This is a genomic window from Psychrobacter sp. SWN149 (assembly GCF_015864565.1).
Lineage (GTDB): Bacteria > Pseudomonadota > Gammaproteobacteria > Pseudomonadales > Moraxellaceae > Psychrobacter.
In genome coordinates this window covers 403,383-421,769 of record NZ_JADYWX010000002.1, presented here as the reverse complement: position 1 = coordinate 421,769, position 18,387 = coordinate 403,383, and the positions used below count along the sequence as shown (strand labels likewise).

14 protein-coding genes are annotated in these 18,387 nt (G+C 45.0%); 3 read left to right on the top strand and 11 right to left on the bottom strand.

Going from position 1 to position 18,387, the window contains the following annotated elements:
- Positions 1 to 59 precede the first annotated feature (59 nt).
- Positions 60 to 1,460, bottom strand: coding sequence for a 3-oxoacyl-ACP reductase (locus tag I6E86_RS04470; protein WP_197175633.1), 1,401 nt, complete (start codon positions 1,458 to 1,460; stop codon positions 60 to 62).
- Positions 1,461 to 1,994: 534 nt separating this feature from the next.
- On the opposite strand from I6E86_RS04470, the gene I6E86_RS04465 reads away from it, so the two are divergent.
- A complete protein-coding gene (locus I6E86_RS04465; RefSeq protein WP_197175632.1) occupies positions 1,995 to 3,506 on the top strand; it encodes an acetyl-CoA C-acetyltransferase in 1,512 nt (503 codons plus the stop codon).
- 184 nt (positions 3,507 to 3,690) lie between these two features.
- Complete coding sequence (ppk2, locus tag I6E86_RS04460; RefSeq protein ID WP_265087548.1) at positions 3,691 to 4,770, top strand: polyphosphate kinase 2; 1,080 nt, start codon at positions 3,691 to 3,693, stop codon at positions 4,768 to 4,770.
- A gap of 242 nt (positions 4,771 to 5,012) precedes the next feature.
- Here the strand turns inward: ppk2 and I6E86_RS04455 are convergent, their stop codons facing one another.
- From I6E86_RS04455 to rsmG, 10 genes are all read right to left on the bottom strand, one after another.
- Positions 5,013 to 5,360 (bottom strand): PilZ domain-containing protein, encoded by a 348-nt coding sequence (locus I6E86_RS04455; RefSeq protein WP_194363050.1) that lies wholly within the window; start codon positions 5,358 to 5,360, stop codon positions 5,013 to 5,015.
- A gap of 230 nt (positions 5,361 to 5,590) precedes the next feature.
- The gene (locus I6E86_RS04450; RefSeq protein ID WP_197175631.1) at positions 5,591 to 6,724 is read right to left on the bottom strand and encodes a DNA polymerase III subunit delta'; all 1,134 of its coding nucleotides are present in this window, start codon (positions 6,722 to 6,724) and stop codon (positions 5,591 to 5,593) included.
- A 96-nt stretch (positions 6,725 to 6,820) separates the two neighbouring features.
- Complete coding sequence (kdsB, locus tag I6E86_RS04445) at positions 6,821 to 7,627, bottom strand: 3-deoxy-manno-octulosonate cytidylyltransferase (protein ID WP_197175630.1); 807 nt, start codon at positions 7,625 to 7,627, stop codon at positions 6,821 to 6,823.
- 50 nt (positions 7,628 to 7,677) lie between these two features.
- Complete coding sequence (lpxK, locus tag I6E86_RS04440; RefSeq protein WP_197175629.1) at positions 7,678 to 8,811, bottom strand: tetraacyldisaccharide 4'-kinase; 1,134 nt, start codon at positions 8,809 to 8,811, stop codon at positions 7,678 to 7,680.
- A 102-nt stretch (positions 8,812 to 8,913) separates the two neighbouring features.
- Positions 8,914 to 10,698 (bottom strand): lipid A export permease/ATP-binding protein MsbA, encoded by a 1,785-nt coding sequence (gene msbA / locus I6E86_RS04435; protein ID WP_227680531.1) that lies wholly within the window; start codon positions 10,696 to 10,698, stop codon positions 8,914 to 8,916.
- A gap of 142 nt (positions 10,699 to 10,840) precedes the next feature.
- Complete coding sequence (locus I6E86_RS04430) at positions 10,841 to 11,272, bottom strand: ExbD/TolR family protein (protein ID WP_194363046.1); 432 nt, start codon at positions 11,270 to 11,272, stop codon at positions 10,841 to 10,843.
- A gap of 71 nt (positions 11,273 to 11,343) precedes the next feature.
- Positions 11,344 to 12,069: a MotA/TolQ/ExbB proton channel family protein gene (locus I6E86_RS04425; protein ID WP_227680530.1), complete on the bottom strand. Its 726-nt coding sequence runs from the start codon at positions 12,067 to 12,069 to the stop codon at positions 11,344 to 11,346.
- Between the two features lie 103 nt (positions 12,070 to 12,172).
- On the bottom strand, positions 12,173 to 13,333 hold the full coding sequence (locus I6E86_RS04420) for a ParB/RepB/Spo0J family partition protein (protein WP_197175627.1): 1,161 nt from the start codon (positions 13,331 to 13,333) through the stop codon (positions 12,173 to 12,175).
- Positions 13,334 to 13,450: 117 nt separating this feature from the next.
- Positions 13,451 to 14,230, bottom strand: coding sequence for a ParA family protein (locus I6E86_RS04415; protein WP_197175626.1), 780 nt, complete (start codon positions 14,228 to 14,230; stop codon positions 13,451 to 13,453).
- Positions 14,231 to 14,404: 174 nt separating this feature from the next.
- Positions 14,405 to 15,118, bottom strand: a complete 714-nt coding sequence (gene rsmG / locus I6E86_RS04410) for a 16S rRNA (guanine(527)-N(7))-methyltransferase RsmG (RefSeq protein WP_197175625.1) — start codon at positions 15,116 to 15,118, stop codon at positions 14,405 to 14,407.
- A gap of 360 nt (positions 15,119 to 15,478) precedes the next feature.
- Here rsmG and I6E86_RS04405 point away from each other — a divergent pair, with 360 nt between their 5' ends.
- Entirely contained in the window at positions 15,479 to 18,361 is a 2,883-nt protein-coding gene (locus tag I6E86_RS04405) for an ATP-binding protein (protein ID WP_197175624.1), read from the top strand.
- Positions 18,362 to 18,387: the final 26 nt, after the last annotated feature.

Below are 18,387 nucleotides of genomic sequence, written 5' to 3'. Positions count from 1 at the left end.
TGGTAAGCATAGCTCTAGCCTCTATGTATCAGCCTTATATGCTCAGCCGTAAATTAACATTATGCGCCAAGCAAGCTTTGACCACAAACACGTACTATATTGCCGTTTAGGCCACCAGAGGCAGGTGATGCGAGCCATGCGATGGTTTCAGCCACATCCACTGGTAAGCCGCCTTGGCTCATTGAGTTCATGCGGCGGCCCGCTTCACGGATAGCAAACGGAATAGCTTCTGTCATTTGCGTTTCGATAAATCCTGGAGCAACCGCGTTAATGGTCATGCCTTTTGCATTGTCTTCTAACTGGTTCGCAGTCGCATTAACCAAACCGATCACGCCTGCTTTAGACGTGGCATAGTTGGTTTGACCCATGTTGCCTGCAATACCTGAGATAGAAGATACGCATACAATACGTGCGCTGTCTTTTAGTACTTCGTTATCAAGCATATAGCGGTTCAATCTGGCAATACTGCCCAAATTGATGTTGATAACCATATCCCACTTTTTCTCATCCATGTTTGCCAAAGTTTTGTCACGCGTCACGCCAGCATTATGAATCACAGCATCAAGGCCACCACGTTTTTCAGCCGCTTCTGCAACCTCTTTACCAGCATCAGCACTGGTGATATCAACGGTCAATACAGAACCACTAATTTCACTGGCCACCTTTTGTAGGTCTGCTTGCTGCTGCGGTACATCAAGGCAAATCACATGCGCCCCTTCACGCGCCAATACGCGAGCGATGGCTTCACCAATACCGCGGCTAGCACCGGTTACTAGCATGGTTTTGCCGCCCAAAGGCTGATTCCAATCTACATCAACTGAATCGCCTTTGCTAACGCGAACGACCTGTCCTGAAACATAAGCTGAGCGTGCTGAGGTAAAAAATCGCAATGTTGAATCTAGGTTTTGCTCAGCACCAGTCTCAACATAGACGAGCTGTGCGGTCACACCGCGCTTGAACTCTTTGCCAACTGACTTTACAAACCCTTCAAGCGAACGCTGAGCCATTGCCGTTTCGATATCAGTTATGCTCTCAGGCGTACGACCAACAATAATCACACGGCCAGACTTCTCTACGCGGCGTGCAACCGTATGAAAGAATTCATACACTTCTTTTAGTTGTTCGGCATTGACAATGTTGCTGGCATCAAACAATAAAACTTTGAACTTGTCATCACCGCCTGTGTTGGCTTTTGCTTCAACGCCTGCATCCGCTAGGGCATCAGTCATATCATCGCCGCTGTTCACATATACTTCAGCATGGACATCTGACAAGATGCGCGCAATAGACTGGCTCACGCTGGCGTCATCACCATTAGCACGGCCAACCAACACGCTACCACGTACCAGACGCTCACCGCTTTCAAAACGATCAAGCGTGGTCGGCATTGGTAAACCTAGATTTTTAGCTACTTTTTTGCCAAGAGAAGATTGAACAAAATCACCATAACGGTCTGACATAATATAATCCTTATAATTAATGGTTAAAATAATAAATAGAAAATGCGATGGGCGTATTATATAGGCTCATCGTTATTATCATTATTGATATTTAGTAAATCGCTCTAAAACTTGCCTAACTATACACTGACCTCATAAACAAGTCCAAAAACAGACAATGTCTACAACAATCTGTAAACAACTCAGTATACAAGACGGCCACTTTTTCTCACGTTAAGGGACACTATAACATGTTAAAATCCGACCAATAAGTTATGGCATGTCCTATAATTGATAACAATATATTATCAAACATAGAATTGTGCAATGCTAATATTTCTTACTAGTCAGTCTATCAAAGCGATGAATAATGGTTATGAATTTATTATTGACCTGATACAAGCGTCACATCGTTTGCTAAAGATATACATTAACTGAATAAAAACACCTTATGATAAGCATCTATGTCACATAATAAATGCTAATATTTATTGATTAAGACAAGTTGTCTATCTTTTAACTTTTTTTCTACACATACTTTTTAAGGATAATACTATGAGTAATAAAAACAATCATCCAGACAGTCCTGTTGTTGAAAGCACTGTTGTTAAAGCGACTAGTACCAAAGCGGACAATACCAAAAAAGAAACCGCTGCTAAAGACACCTCTACTAAAGAAAGCACTGTTAAAGAAACTGCTAGTAAAAAAGTGGCTGATGATAAAGTAGATGCGCCTGCTGCCAAAAAGCCCACCGCTAAAAAAGCCAGTCAAGCAAAGCCTGCATCAGGCCTAAACCGTGTGGCCATCATCGGTGGTAACCGTATTCCATTTGCACGCTCAAATGGTCCGTATGCTGACGTCAGCAACACAGACATGCTAACGGCTGCTTTAGATGGTTTGGTTGAGCGTTACAACCTACAAGGCGAGACACTAGGTGAAGTGGTATCTGGCGCTGTCATGAAACTGAGCCGCGATATCAACCTAACTCGCGAAGCAACATTAAACACAGCATTGAACCCGCACACGCCAACTTATGACATCTCACAAGCTTGTGGTACTGGCTTACAAGCGACTTTTGCCTCTGCAAACAAGATTGCACTTGGTCTGATTGATTCAGCCATCACTGGCGGCGTAGACACGACCTCTGATGCGCCTATCGCAGTTGGCGATGGCCTACGTAAAGTACTTATCAAACTGGGTGCCGCAAAAGACAACAAACAACGCCTAAAAGCATTGATGGGTCTAAACCCAAAAGACTTGATTGATTCACCGCAAAACGGCGAGCCACGCACTGGTTTGTCAATGGGTGAGCACCAAGCGATCACAACGCTTGAGTGGAACATCAGCCGTGAAGCCCAAGATGAGCTTGCGTTCAATAGCCATCAAAACCTAGCACGCGCTTATGACGATGGTTTCTTTGACGACTTGATCACGCCTTACAAAGGTCTGACTCGCGACAACAACTTGCGTCCAGACACCACTTTAGAAAAACTGGCTAAGCTAAAACCAGTATTTGGCAAAAGAAACGCCAATCCAACGATGACTGCTGCCAACTCTACACCGCTAACTGACGGTGCTTCTTGTGTGCTATTGGGTACGGATGAATGGGCAAAAGAGCATGGTCTAAAGCCATTGGCTTATATCGTGCATCAGGAAACGGCTGCGGTTGACTTTATTGGTAAATCTGGCACGACGGAAGGCCTGCTAATGGCACCAGCGTATGCCGTACCGCGCATGCTTGAGCGTGCTGGTCTGACGCTGCAAGATTTTGACTTTTATGAGATTCATGAAGCCTTTGCTTCACAAGTATTGTCAACACTTGCCTCATGGGAAGATGAGAAATTCTGCGAAGAGCGCCTAGGATTAGAGGCACCACTAGGATCTATCGATCGTAGCAAACTGAACGTTAATGGCTCATCATTGGCTGCAGGTCATCCGTTTGCTGCTACTGGTGGTCGTATCTTAGCCACTGCTGCCAAACTACTCGATCAAAAAGGCTCAGGCCGTGCACTCATCTCTATCTGCGCAGCAGGTGGTCAAGGTGTGACTTGTATTCTAGAAAAATAATCTGGATTACATTTAGTCTAAAAAGAGAGATACGCTGACTTATTATTTTAATCAGCATCTGTCTGTAAAAATGCCCTTTAATTAACTTAAAGGGCATTTTTTATTGCCCGTATTTTGTTATTATAAAAGTGAACGAGGGAGCACCATCTTACAAAATCCAATATGCCAAACAAAGGTAATATTTATGGGTAAGACAAAATATTTATTAGAAAAGCTGAGGGAAGTCATTTTTGGTTCTGAGAAATTTGTGATGACAGAACCGCGTACAACGGCTGACTTTGAATCTTTAGCGACTAAAGAGCATGTGGATCAATATAATCGAGAACAATCCATTCTTTTAGAGCGTATCGAAAAAGAAGTTCTGGATGATGAGTTACGTCGAAAAATGCACCAAGATTTAATCGATACCTATGATGAAGAGCTTGAGAATGAAATAGATGACTGTGCACGTGATTTTCGTTTTGATGGACGGGAGATGAGCGAACAAGAAAAACTAGACAGACGAACATATTTCCACGAATTGGTTCGACTACAACGAGAGCTCATAAAGCTACAAGATTGGGTCGTTGATCGCGGTGAGCGCATTGTTGTTATCTTTGAGGGGCGTGATTCTGCTGGTAAGGGTGGCGCTATTAAACGCATCACTCAGCGTTTGAACCCCAGAGTGTGCCGTGTTGCCGCATTACCCGCTCCCACCGAACGTGAGCAGACGCAGTGGTATTTTCAGCGTTATGTCGCTCACTTGCCAGCAGCTGGCGAGATTGTATTGTTTGACCGCAGTTGGTATAACCGCGGCGGTGTTGAGCATGTGATGGGCTTCTGTACAGACGCACAGTATGAAGAGTTTTTTCAATCGGTACCTGAGTTTGAGCGCATGCTCGTACGCTCAGGTATTCGCCTCGTAAAATACTGGTTTTCTATCACTGATGATGAACAACATGCACGATTTATGAGCCGAATATATGATCCGCTTAAGCAGTGGAAACTCTCGCCAATGGACTTGCAGTCACGTCGGCGCTGGGAAGACTACACCAAAGCAAAAGAAACCATGTTTGAGCGCACTCATATTCCTGAAGCACCGTGGTGGGTGGTCGAGGGTAATAATAAAAAACGTGCTAGGCTAAACTGTATTGCCCATTTGCTCGAACAAATCCCGTATAAAGAAGTGCCTCGTGACGAGGTTGAATTGCCCAATCGCAAACGCGATGATGAATATTACCGCGAACCTATCCCAAATGATATGTATGTGCCGCCGCGTTATTAGAACGCTTTCACATTCCACCAGTTTGTTGATATAGTCAAAGAAATCTAAAACAGCTACAAGGCAGCCGACCGCAGATTGTACATAACATAGTACCTCTAGGAAGGGTAACACCGTAGCGGTTTAGTAGTTCACTGACTATACTTCTACTAAAAAGCAGCCTTATATCAAGTATAAGGCTGCTTTTTTATGGCGATATTTATTTTGATTATAACAGTGGGTAAAAATATCGATAGTCATACAGACTACATCGTATAAGTCGATTGTAAGCTATCAATTTTACCTGCCAGTAGCCGCTCAACCTCGTTCTTTATTCTGAGTCCCGCAACATCAGTGCCGATTTGGACGGCAAAACCTGCTGGTCGACCGCCCTGCGCTTTAGAGTTGATCCAAACCACCTTGCCATTCATAGGCAAGCGTTCACTTGAGTTAGGAAGTGTGATTGCAATGAATACCTCATTGCCAAGTTTTTGCGGTTGGTCGGAAGGCACAAACAGAGCGCCATTGGTCACAAAAGACAAATAGCTGGCATACAGCATCTCGATATTTTCAATATGACAGGTCAAAATCCCGCCACGTCCTGGCATTGCCATAGTCAGCTTCCTTGGTTAAGTGGGTCTACTATATTTTATGAGTTATTGAGTTTATCAGGCATTAATACCATGTAAATCAAAGCATTTAAGAACGGCTACGCATGATTTATTACTGGCATATAGTCAGTTCAATATAATTTCGATACAAGGAAACCGAGTGCAAGTTATACATTAGTATGCTTAGCGAGGATGACGATGTAGCGGATTTATATAGACTTGACTATACCACGCTATAAATAAGCCAACTCTTGCATTAGCTTATCATAGGCAAATTTTTCTTGCACATTTTGTTGTAGGGCAATTTTGGTCTGCTGTAAGCTAGTGGCAAACGTCTCAAGAGCACTGTCTATAGGTTGATAAGAAGCCAAAATTTCAGACAGACTCATGTCTTTTTGTAGTTCATCTAGCCCAAGACAAACGCGGCGTATATCCAATAGCATCAGCTCAGACAATTGAATAAATGCCTTGATATCTAACTGGTTTTGCCAATAGTCACTGGCTGCAATGCTGCTGCGCTTGCCACTACGCAGTGCCTGCCACGTCGTCAGCCAGAGTGCACGTTTGCTGTACCATGGTGTCTGCGCTAAAGCGATTGCCGCCAGTGGTGCACCATTGCTCAGCTGTATAAGCTGATGGATCGCCGAATCGCCCACTGCTTCACGATTGATCGTTGACCCAAGCGCCTGCGTCACATAAGCAGCGGCGACAGATGACTCAATAGTCTGTAATGCCAACTGCTGTACCCGGCTTTTAATGGTTGGTAATAGCTGCGCTGGGCTATCACTAATCAGGAACAAATGTACTTGCGACTGCGGCTCTTCTAATGTTTTGAGTAGGGCATTGGCCGCGGCAATGGTCATTTGTTCTGCATGATCTAACACACAGATGCGCATGCCTTGCCCGCCTTGATAAATAAAAGGCTGTAAAGCGCGAATATCATCTACCTTGGTCTTTAGAGCCGTATTACTGGTTGTTTTGGCAGCCTTTTTGTCTTTTGTGGTACTGCTTGGTTTTTCTTTAGTAGTGCTGTCTTCTGCACGCATGGGCATGCTGATTAGAGGCAATACCTGCAAGCTTGGATGCGTGCCTGATTTGAGCCATTGGCAGCTTTCACATATACCGCAAGCGCCAGATAGATGCGCATGACGCTCGCGGCACAGTAGCCACGCGACCAATCTCCATACAAAGGCGCGCTTACCCATACCTTGCATACCAGCCGCTAGTAACGCATGGGGTATCGACTGCTGTTGCAATACGCGCTTTGTCATCTGTGACCATAATCCCTGCTGCCAAGGCAAAAGCGGGGCAAAATACACACTATCAGAAATCTCTGGTGCGTGGGTACTTCCTGTCAGATCATTCATAGTGAGGGCTCTATCAGATGGGATTGGTTAAGACACAGCTCAAAACGATATACTAGATAGCTATCAAATTTGACTAAAGCGAAGCCATATCGCCCATTAGCTAAGATCAAAGTCAGCCAAACTCATCGCATTTAAGCGATCCAAATCTTCTTGTGTGTCGACACCTGCAGGCAATTGGCAGGCCGCAACGGCAATGGCAATATGCTCAGCGTTTTCTAAAACACGTAGCTGCTCTAGACTTTCCATGATTTCTAGTGGCGTTTGTGGCCAATGCACAAACTGCTCCAACAGACTGACTCTATACGCGTATAACCCTAGATGACGATAGGCATTTTTTGGGGCTGATGTTTGCAGCTCGTTTGCCAATGCAAAATCACGGTCACAAGGAATCGGCGCTCGGCTAAAATACAGCGCACGCTGCCGATTATTGGCCTGCTGACTGACCACTTTTACCACAGAAGGTCGCACGAATGTCTCATAGTCCTCGATAGGCTCACACAGCGTCGCCATCACACTGTCTTCGTCAGCCACCAACAGTGCCTGCACCTGCTCTAATAATAAAGGCGGTACGAGTGGTTCATCCCCTTGCATATTGACGACGATATCATTACTGGCCCAGCCTTTAATGGCGGCAACTTCTGCCAAGCGATCTGTACCTGAAGCGTGCTCACTACTGGTCATCACTACATCAAACCCCGCCTCTGTGCATACTTTAGCAATACGCTCGTCATCGGTTGCGATACACAAGTCATCAGCGAAATCTGCAGCCTGTGCTTTTTCAGCCACCCACAGTATCATCGGCTTACCATGTATCTGTAGCAATGGTTTGCCAGGCAGACGAGTGCTTTTAAAGCGTGCAGGAATAACAATATGGGTTTTGGTAGATGTGGTGGCAGGCGACATGGTTTGTTCCTATAAATTTTTTGGCAATGTAGAATATTAGCGGTTATCTATCACATGGTTTTCATACGGATATCAGGATCAGACTGAATACCTAGTGTCTTGAGTTGCTCGTCTAAATTGTCATAACAACTATTAGAGAGTACGGCTGTCACTGGTAATACCCACAGTCTACTGACCAGCTCTATATACTCATCACTTAGGGCTTGCGCTGCTGTATACGCCGATAGTAATGCTCTTATTTTGACCGCATCTTTACTCGTGACCACAATCGGATAGTTAGGGTACTGTAATAGCTCAGCCAAGCTAAAATCATAATGGTCAGGATAAGGATAACCGATTACTTCAAAGCCAATAGAACCCAAGGTATCAAAGAAACGCTGCGGATAACCAATCCCGCTGACGGCGTGTACCTGACTGCCCTTTTCAGGCATGTCAATTTTCACTTTGGCATTAGTTTTGTTAGTACCAGTTGGTTCAGGTTGCCACAGGTGATGCAATTTGTCAGGCATCAGATGCATAGTCAAACGATTGGCTAAAGGCAAACTGTCTTTATTATCATTTGCGCCTGTCTCTAATTTTTCATGGTAAATGACAGTGGCACCCTGCAGTCGTGACATTGGCTCACGTAAAAACCCTGTTGGCAGTAGCTGCTCATTGCCAAAACCGCGTGCCGAATCGACGACAATCCACTCAATATCACGTTGCAATGCATAATGCTGCAAGCCATCATCTGCAATAATTAATTGTAAATCTGGATAAGCTTTTAATAAGGTGTTCACTGCTTGCTGACGATCGGGGCATACTGCCATTGCAGCCCCTGTCATATTGACAATTAAGCAAGGCTCATCCCCTACTACATTTGGCAAACTAGTCGCGGTAACCAATGCTGGCATTTGACTCGAATCCCCACCGTAGCCACGACTGACAATCCCGACTTTAACGCCTTTATCCTGTAAATAATCAACTAATGCAATGATCAATGGCGTTTTTCCACTACCGCCCACACTGATATTACCAATAACCATGATGGGAATAGGCGCACGATAACTTGATAGCAAACCAATTCTATAAGCTTGACGACGGAGCATCGTGATGAGTCCGTACAACCAGCTAATGGGTAGCAATAGCCACAACCAAGGAGCTTGTCGTTGCCATGCACGTGTCACTGTCGTTTCAATGCTCATGTTTATTGACCACTTATTCTATAAATTCAGTGCCGCTTTATCATAAAATGCATTCAGTGCTGCTTTATCATAAAATGCATATTGAAATAGAATCACATGACTCTATTCAAAATCACGGTCATACATCTGTGCATAATGGCCTTGCAACTGCATCAATTCTGTATGCGTGCCTAGCTCGACAATCTGCCCTGCATCCAACACAGCGATACGATCAGCAGACTCGATAGTGGTCAGTCGATGGGCAATCACTAGCGTCGTGCGATTTTTCATCACATTGTCTAGCGCTTGCTGAATATAATGCTCTGACTCGTTGTCCAGCGCACTGGTTGCTTCATCTAAAATGAGAATGGGCGCATCTTTTAATAAAGCACGAGCAATAGACAAGCGTTGACGCTGCCCACCTGATAGCTGCAAACCTTCCGCACCGATTTCGCTTTGGTAGCCATTTGGCATTTTCATTATGAAGTCATGAGCAAATGCATCTTTTGCAGCGCGCTCGACTTCGGCCTGACTCTTATTGGCTAAGCTACCATAAGCGATGTTGTTAAATACCGTTGTATTAAACAGAACCACTTGCTGATTGACCATCGCAATTTGAGCACGCAGGCTCTCTAGTTTGATATCTTCGATTGGCATACCATCCAGTGTGATCTGTCCTGAAGTTGTGGTGAGCGTACGTGTTAACAAGTTTACCAAGGAGGATTTACCTGCCCCGCTACGCCCTACCAATGCAACAGTCTCTCCTGCACGGATATCTAGCGTAAAGTCGCGCAGTGCCACTGTCGAATCTGGATAGATCAAACTGACATTATCAAGCTTCATCTCACCGGTTAAGGCTGAGCTGAGCACACCTGTATCTTGTTCTTCTGGCTCATCAAGCAGCGCAAAAATTGACTCGCCAGCCGCGATGCCTTTTTGCAACTTTTGGTTCACATCTGTCAGCGAACGGACAGGCTTACTCAGTAGACCAGCCGCAGCGATATAGGAGATAAACTCACCAGCTGAAATATTATTAATCACCGATGGACGCAGTGCGAGCCAAACCACAACTGACATCGCTATTGCCATCAACAGCTGTACTGCTGGCGTATTGATACTATTGGTAACGACTACCTTCATACCTTGGCGTAGATTCTTTTTTGATGTCTTATCAAAACGTTCGGCCTCGTATGCTTGTCCGCCATAGTTTTTGACCACCTGATAGCCGCCAATAACTTCATTGGTAATATGACTGACATCACCCATCGTCTCTTGAATACCCTTAGACAATTTTAGGTAACGCTTAGATGCAATGCGAATGAGCCATAGTATTGGTGGTAGTACCAGAAATAAAATTAAGGTCAAACGCCAATTGCTATAGAGCAAAAATCCAAGCAAAGCCACTACTGTCAGGCCATCACGCAACACCGTCTTCATAGATTCTGTACTGGCTGCTGTGACCTGTTCCACATCAAATATGAGCTTTGATGAAATAGTACCTGCTGGATTGGCCAAATAAAATGAGCTTGGTAAACGCAGCAATTTATTAAAAACCTCTACTCGCAATTCATACACCAAATTACGCGAGACCAAAGCAGAATAATAGTTACCCAAAAAACTACCCAAACCACGTACGAAGAACAATGCGATAATCAGTAATGGAAACAGGTTTTGCTTGCTCTGATCGCCTTGATTGATAGCGTCAGTAATATACTGCAAAAGCTTAGCAATCCATATCTCTGTTCCAGCATTAATCGCAAAACCTAACACAGTCAGTGCCAATGCCCACCAGTACGGCTTTAAATACCTTAGTAGACGAAGTAGAGTCTGACGTTTAGGCGTCGTTGATGGCTCCGCTGACAGTTTATTAGCGGATACTTTTGAGTCGGATTGATATATTTGGCTCATAAAAGCCTCAATTTGGGTATTATGATATGAATAAACTGTGCTAAAAGCACAGCTTCATAGGATTATTAGTGGCGCTAAAGTGGCAATATAAAGTAACTATATAAATTAGTAATATAAAACAGTGATATAAAGCAACTATATACTATTGCGGTAATGGTTGACCAAGTGGTACAACCGTACTGATATTAAGGTTCAAAAACCCTAGTTTTCCTGCAACATCCATCACCCGTACCACAGATTGATGAGTGGCATTAGCATCAGCAGCAATCACAAAGAGCATATCACGATTACTACCTGCCTCTTGCTGTAGCATGCTGATCAATTCAGCCTCATTGCTACTGGCAAGGGTGATGCCATTCACTGAATAACTGCCATCCTCTTGTACCGCGACTTCAATGCTGTTGTTTTGTTCGGTGAGCGCGACACCTTCAGCGTCAGGAAGAATAATATTTAGACGACTAAAGTGGTTAAATGAAGTCGCTAATAGCAGAAATACAATCAAAAACAATAAGCAGTCAATCATCGGCGTTAGATTGATTTCAAGTGGCTCAACCGTCGGTTTTCTAAAGCGCATATCCGTCTCTTCAATTTAACTGCCAATCATAATCATAGGATTGAGCATGCTTGTCTATAAAACCTCACTGACTATAGCGCAGCGATGCTGGCTTTGTCTGAACTTAACCCCTCAAATAACTCATCATCAGCCATACTGTCATCGACTGGCACATAATTAGCGGGCATCGCCACATGAGCATAATCAAGCAACTGATAATCATATAGCTCTTGCACCATTAGCCCTGCTTGGGTCTCAAACTTAGCATTGATATCAATAATACGGCGCTGAAAATATCGATAAGCCACCAGTGCAGGAATCGCAACAACCATACCAGCAGCAGTTGTAATAAGCGCTTGTGAAACGCCAGCGGCTAACATCGTTGGGTCTTGCATGGCCCCATCAGTAATCGCTAAAAATGAGGAGATAATGCCTAATACTGTCCCTAGCAAACCGAGCAATGGCGAAATCGCGCCAATCGTACCCAGCATATTGATGTTTTTTTCTAAATGGTGTATTTGCACACTAGCACGGTTTTGCATGTGCATGGTCATAGACTCTAGACCATATTGGCGATAGAGCAAGCCGGTCGCTAAAATATCCCCAAGCGCCGTTTTTTCTCGAACATTCATCAATTGCGTGCGGCCAATATCGCCATTTTCGCGCAGACGAGTAATGAGCTGCTCACGCAATCTGCTTGGAACGATTTTGTTGAACTGTAGGGTATGGCTCCGCTCGATGATGATCACCAGTGCGAGTATTGAGCACACAACAATAGGTGTCATCAGCCAGCCACCCGCTTTTACCAACTCCCACATATTCAGTTTCTTCCATGTTGTTGAAAAAATCGTTGCTATCGTCGTTATCGTTGCTATGCAGGCAAGTCAGTATATGAACAGAAAATACTAACTCGACCCTATGTTAAGACTGTGCTTCTATGTGCTTGATTAAAGCGGCCAGCTGATCCTGACTTTCAAAGAAAATCTCAACACTGCCCTGCCCATCTTTTTTATGTTTGAGCTTAACTTGTGCACCCAACATATCGGTCAGTCTTTGGGTCAGACGTTCAGCGTCACGAGACTGTGCTTGTTCGATACGATTGGCTTTGGGCGCAGGCTGCAGTATTGATTTGACCAGTTTTTCGGCCTCTCGCACCGTCATGCCGCCATCGATAATTTTTTGGGCAATAATAGGCTGCTGCTCAGAAGATAGCGCAAGCAGAGTGCGTGCATGACCCATATCTAATGCACTGCTAGCCAAATGATCTTTTACCGTATCATGCAATTGGTTGAGGCGTAACAAGTTCGATACTGTCGTACGTGCCTTACCAACGACTTCAGCAATCATCGCATGACTCATGCCAAATTCCGTATGAAAGCGTTGTAGTGCCGCCGCCTGTTCGATCACTGATAAATCTTCACGCTGAATGTTTTCAATCAGTGCTAGCGCGATCGCCAGCTCATCTGACAAGGCACGCTCAATGGCTGGGATAACAGATTTTCCTGCCATTTTTGCCGCGCGCCAGCGACGCTCCCCTGCAATGATCTCATGGGTAACAAATGCCTCGCTTTTGTCCTCGTTTGCCAATAGCGGACGAATAACAATAGGCTGCATCACTCCATGCTGTTTAATAGAAGACGCCAACTCTGCAAGGGCGGTTTCACTCATATCACGGCGTGGCTGGTATTTACCTGCCTGTAGACGAGTAACATCAATTTGTACCAAACTGATTTGATCTTCAGTGCTGGCATCAACGCCACTAACGCGGTTCTTATTAGCGCCAGTTTTATGCATACTGCTCTTACTTGTCGCACGCGGCGCACGGGTTTTTCGCTGACTGACGTCACTATCATCAGCAGCAATTGAACGAACCTTTGATGTGTCATTGTCTGACGTGCGATCTGTTGTCGCTGATTGGCTAGCGTTTGGCATATCGGTATCTGGCGCAGCAGTAAGCAAAGCATTGTCGCGCGCTGCCATGTCATCTTGCAATGCAGAGGCGGTAATTTGCTTTTCTTTTTTGATTGACCCAAGCAAGGCATCTAAACCTCGATTAGCCGCCAACCCTCTTTTCTTCGCCATGATTGCCTATCCTCTAACACTAAAATAAAAGCCAATTGATTACTGATACGGCTTACTGAATATGCTGTTAAATACTTTTTTATCGAATTTGTTTTTTATTAAAAAACATCATTAAAACTAACTGCTTTGTTTCATTACTTCAGCGGCCAACTTTTGATAAGCGCGTGCACCTTTTGACCATCTCTCGTACGCGATGACTGGCAGCCCATGTGCGGGCGCTTCAGCTAAGCGGATATTTCTTGGAATATGCGTCTTATACATGATGTCACCAAAATGTGCTTCTAACTCAGCAGAGACATCTCGAGCAAGCGTATTGCGTGCATCAAATAAGGTTCTGACGACACCGCGAATATACAGCTTGGGATTCAGCTCTGTTAAACGCTCAATCGTCTGTGACAAATCTGCCAATCCTTCAAGTGCATAGTACTCACACTGCATAGGGATAATCACACTATCAGTGGCGACCAAGGCATTAATGGTCAGCAAGTTTAAGCTTGGCGCACAATCTATAATCACATAATCATAGGCGGGTTTTTGCTGGGCAACTTGATCATTAACCAGTGCTGTCATCGCCGTTTTAAACAGCTCATGGCTGTCGGTCTTGCTCATCAAGGTGATATCCATGCCAGCCAAGTCGCGATTGGCACCAATGACATCAAACCCAGCAGGACTGGCCACGATAGCATCAGACAATGACACACCATCAAGTAGCACATCTGCTATCGTCAGCGCGAGCTCGTTTTTGTCGACACCAGTACCACTAGTCGCATTGCCTTGTGGGTCTAGGTCAATCAGCAGTACATGCTTGCGCTTTGCAGCCAAACTGGCGGTCAGATTTACCGCTGTTGTGGTTTTACCCACGCCGCCTTTCTGATTCGCAATTGCGATGATTTCCATACACTCACTCGATTTCATTGGGGTCTATTACTGATTCTTTTCTTACGATTAACTCAGCTGCGATAAATGTCAATGCTGTTAGATACTATGTCATTTAGCCAGAGACGTAAACTACGTTTCACAAAAAAATGCCCTTGTTTCATGACTACTCAATCACTTAAAAGCATTAATAGCTTAGGCAATTCGACTGGACATTTCAATTAAATGACGGCTGTCATGTAGGCGCGGCACGATCAGCTTGATGGTTTTGATATGCCAACCACCCTCTAACGCTTGCAGTTCTTCCTCGCTTGGCGCTTTACCTTTCATCGCACATAAGTACCCGCCATCCGCCAGTCTTGGCTGTGCCACTTCCACAAAATCTATCAGACTGGCAAAGGCTCTAGATGTCACCACAGCATAGCTAGCCTCATGGGCTTCGATACGCGAAGCAATGGGCTGCATATTACTCAAACCAAGCTCACTACTGATCTGCTTGATAAAACGGATTTTCTTTTGGTTACTATCAAGTGCCGTGCACTGGCGATCAGGCTGACAAATCGCAATAATTACCGCAGGCAATCCTGCACCTGTGCCGATATCCAGCAGCGAGCCTGATGGTAAATGCGTTATAATAGACAAACAATCAATCACATGCTTGATCAGGGCTTCTTCTGGATCCGTGATAGCGGTCAGATTATACGCTTTATTCCACAACAAAAGCTGGTCTAAGTAAAACAATAACGTGCGCTGCTGCATCTGGGTTAACGGTAGGCCCAGCTCATTGACGGCTTGTGCCAAGATATTGGCCAGCTTTGGCAATTGTGACCCAAGCTTTACAAAGCCGGTTGGATCAATGCGGATAGTACCTGTGCTAGCAGAAGAGGTGGTTTTAGCGGAAGCTGACATACAACAAGTTATCCAGTTTTGACATGTGAACCGACTATTTTATCATGCAGTCTGCTCATTGAATAGTTGCAGATTGCGCCAATATGCGACATCTTATACTATCTGCGCCTATCATGAGGCGTTATTCTGCTTTGATAGCATCGAATATCCTGATTAATGGGCTTGTTTGTACTGGCCATACTAGTGATTTTTATAGATATAATACAAAATACGCATAATAGTATGGTTAAAACATAACCATATCTTGTAGTATGTCTTGATTGATTCACGATATTATAGACACTCAGAGCAAATACGAAACACCAAGCTCGATAGAATACCGACTCCTTTTAATACCTTTAAGATGATACCTCAACGCCTATGACCGAACATTCACACACGCCCCTATCTGATGTATCAAAAGACGCTAACCATGTAGCATCCCCTATTACTGACTCAGCAGAGGCTACGCCGGATGATGCTCAGACGCCGCATCCTATATTCGTTGAGGTTCAGCAAAACTGTGTCATTTCAGCTGAGCAACTAAAGCGCTATAGCGACCCTGATGATCTGCCAACAGATACTCGTACTGCGCCTGACTTAGACGTTGGCTTTGGTCAACAGCGTGCGCTTAAAGCCTTGCATACGGCTCTAGATATAAAAGCGAGTGGCTACCATGTATTTGCTGCAGGTGAGAATGGTTTGGGTAAACGCACCATCATTAGCCGTTTACTGACCCGCATTGCTGCTGATGAGACGACGCCTGACGATTGGGTCTATGTGCATAATTTTACGGATCCACGCACTCCATTGGCGTTGCGCCTGTCTGCCGGTCAAGCATCCCTGCTGCAACAGCAAGTCAACCACTTGTGGCAACACGCCAAAAAACGCCTAAGCCAACGCTTTAGAAGTGACCAATACCAAAGCAAAATTGAAGCCATCAAAAACAACACGCATCAAAAAGAAAGTCAGGCTTATGAGGTGCTCAACGCCGAGGGTAAGCAATACGATTTGGCCTTGACGTTCCGCCCCTTTGATAATAAAGCCATGTTCGTTCATCCCAGTAAGCTTGCGGTAGAGAGTGAGGGTAACGATAATAAAGCTGCTATTAATAACCATGGGCGTACCTCAACGGCAGAAGACCGCCATGAGACTGATACTCTTGATCTGAATAATGATGCCAATATTGATAGCGATATCGGTAACAATGATAAAAAGTCTGAGTATGGTAATAGTGCCTATAGCAACAGTGACTACGAGGCCGAACTGAGTAACTTTGCACAAAAAAACCATATGCAAAAACGACTCAGTCAACTAACGATTGCACTTGAGCAGTTAGAAGATGAGGCCAATGATGCCATAGAGGCGTTACATCGTAGTATTGCACAGCGCGCGCTAGAGCCACTATTTACACCTATTTATGAGCAGTTCACCGCGCATCCGCTGGTCATCGAGTATCTTAAAACGGTATTTTCTGACATGGTTACTCATGTCGAGCGTATCGTCAATGGTGATGATGAAGAGTTTGTGACTGCAGCCCTTGCCACAACACCCAGTCGCTATGCGGTCAATGTTATTGTGAGTCACACGCCAGACAGTGGCGCGCCTGTGGTGTTCGAAGACTTACCAACCCATCTCAACTTGCTGGGGCATGTCGAGCAAATCACGCAACTGGGTACGGTGACAACCGATGTCAGCATGATTCGAGCAGGGGCGCTGCACCGTGCCAATGGTGGTTATCTATTGTTAGAAGCCAGCCACTTGCTTGAGCACCCTTATGCATGGCAAGGATTAAAGCGTGCGCTGCAATCACGCAAAATAAAACTCTCTAGCCTTGAGCAGATGCTGACATTGACTGGCAGTTTGTCGTTATCGCCTGCCCCGATTGAGCTAGATATCAAAGTTATTTTGTTGGGTGAAGCGGATCTTTACTATGAGCTGTTAGAGCTTGAGCCTGAGTTTGATGCGGTGTTCAAAGTCCGCGCAGACTTTCATGACGACGTGTCACGCACCAGCGAGCATGAACTGGCACTGGTCGCAAAAATGGCAGACATCATTGATTATGCCGACTTGTACCCTTTTGACAGTAGTGCACAAGCCACTTTGCTTGAGCATTTAAGCTTACAAGCTGAAGAGCAAGACCGTTTGAGCCTGCATAGCGATTTACTGATTAAACTGCTACATGAGTCAAACCGCCATGCCCGCTTGGATGATCAAAGTTTAGTGACAGCTGATCACGTTACTCAAGCAATCGATGATATGGATGAACGCTCAGGATACCTTCGTGACCTGTACTGGGATGAGCTCAAAAATGGTCAGCAGCTTATCCAAACAAAAGGCGTTGCTGTTGGGCAGGTCAATGCCTTAACCGTCGTCAGTTATGCGGACAGTGAGTTTGGCATGCCCGCCCGTCTGACTGCTGTCATTCAACCCAATATCGGGGCTGGTGAAATTCTAGATATTGAGCGCGATGTGGACTTAGGTGGCAGCCTGCATGCTAAAGGTATGCTCATCATGACCAGCTACTTACGTGCGCTCTTTAGCCAGCACCATGCGCTGAACTTTAGTGCGTCGCTCGCGTTTGAGCAAAGTTACGCCCAAATCGATGGTGATAGCGCGACCGTCAGCGAAGGCTGTGCGCTACTGTCTGCCTTGGCAAACGTGCCGATTAACCAATCCCTCGCCATTACGGGCTCGATGAATCAATTGGGTGAAGTACAAGCGGTTGGCGGTATCAATGCCAAAATCGCAGGTTTCTTTGATGCCTGCCGTGAGCAAGCCCTAACGGGTGAGCAAGGTGTGGTCATTCCGATGGCCAATGTTAAGCAGTTGATGCTGCGTGACGATATCATTGAAGAAGTGAAAGCTGGCAACTTTCATATCTATGGCGTCTATACACTCAGCGAAGCATTAACATTGATGACAGGTCTACCCATTGACACGACGAATAAAAAAGACCGCTATCGCAAAGACACATTATTTGGCAAAGTACTAAGTCGTCTGATGCTTTGGGATGAAAACCAAAATAGTAGCGATGACATCGATGATGAAAAAAAGAATAAGAAATCAAAGAAAAAGCCCAAAGCAAAGCACCAAAAAAAGGCACCTAAGCGCAAAAAAGACACGCTTAAAAAGACGAAAAAAGACCCTGACAAAACTGATGACAAGCAAATTTCTGATGCTGAGCAGCACTCTAGTATTGAGAAAAGCATCGATCATCAAGAAAAAAGCAGACCCATTGACATAATAGTAGACGACATCTAGTGACGTAACCTGCTCGCTTATGACAT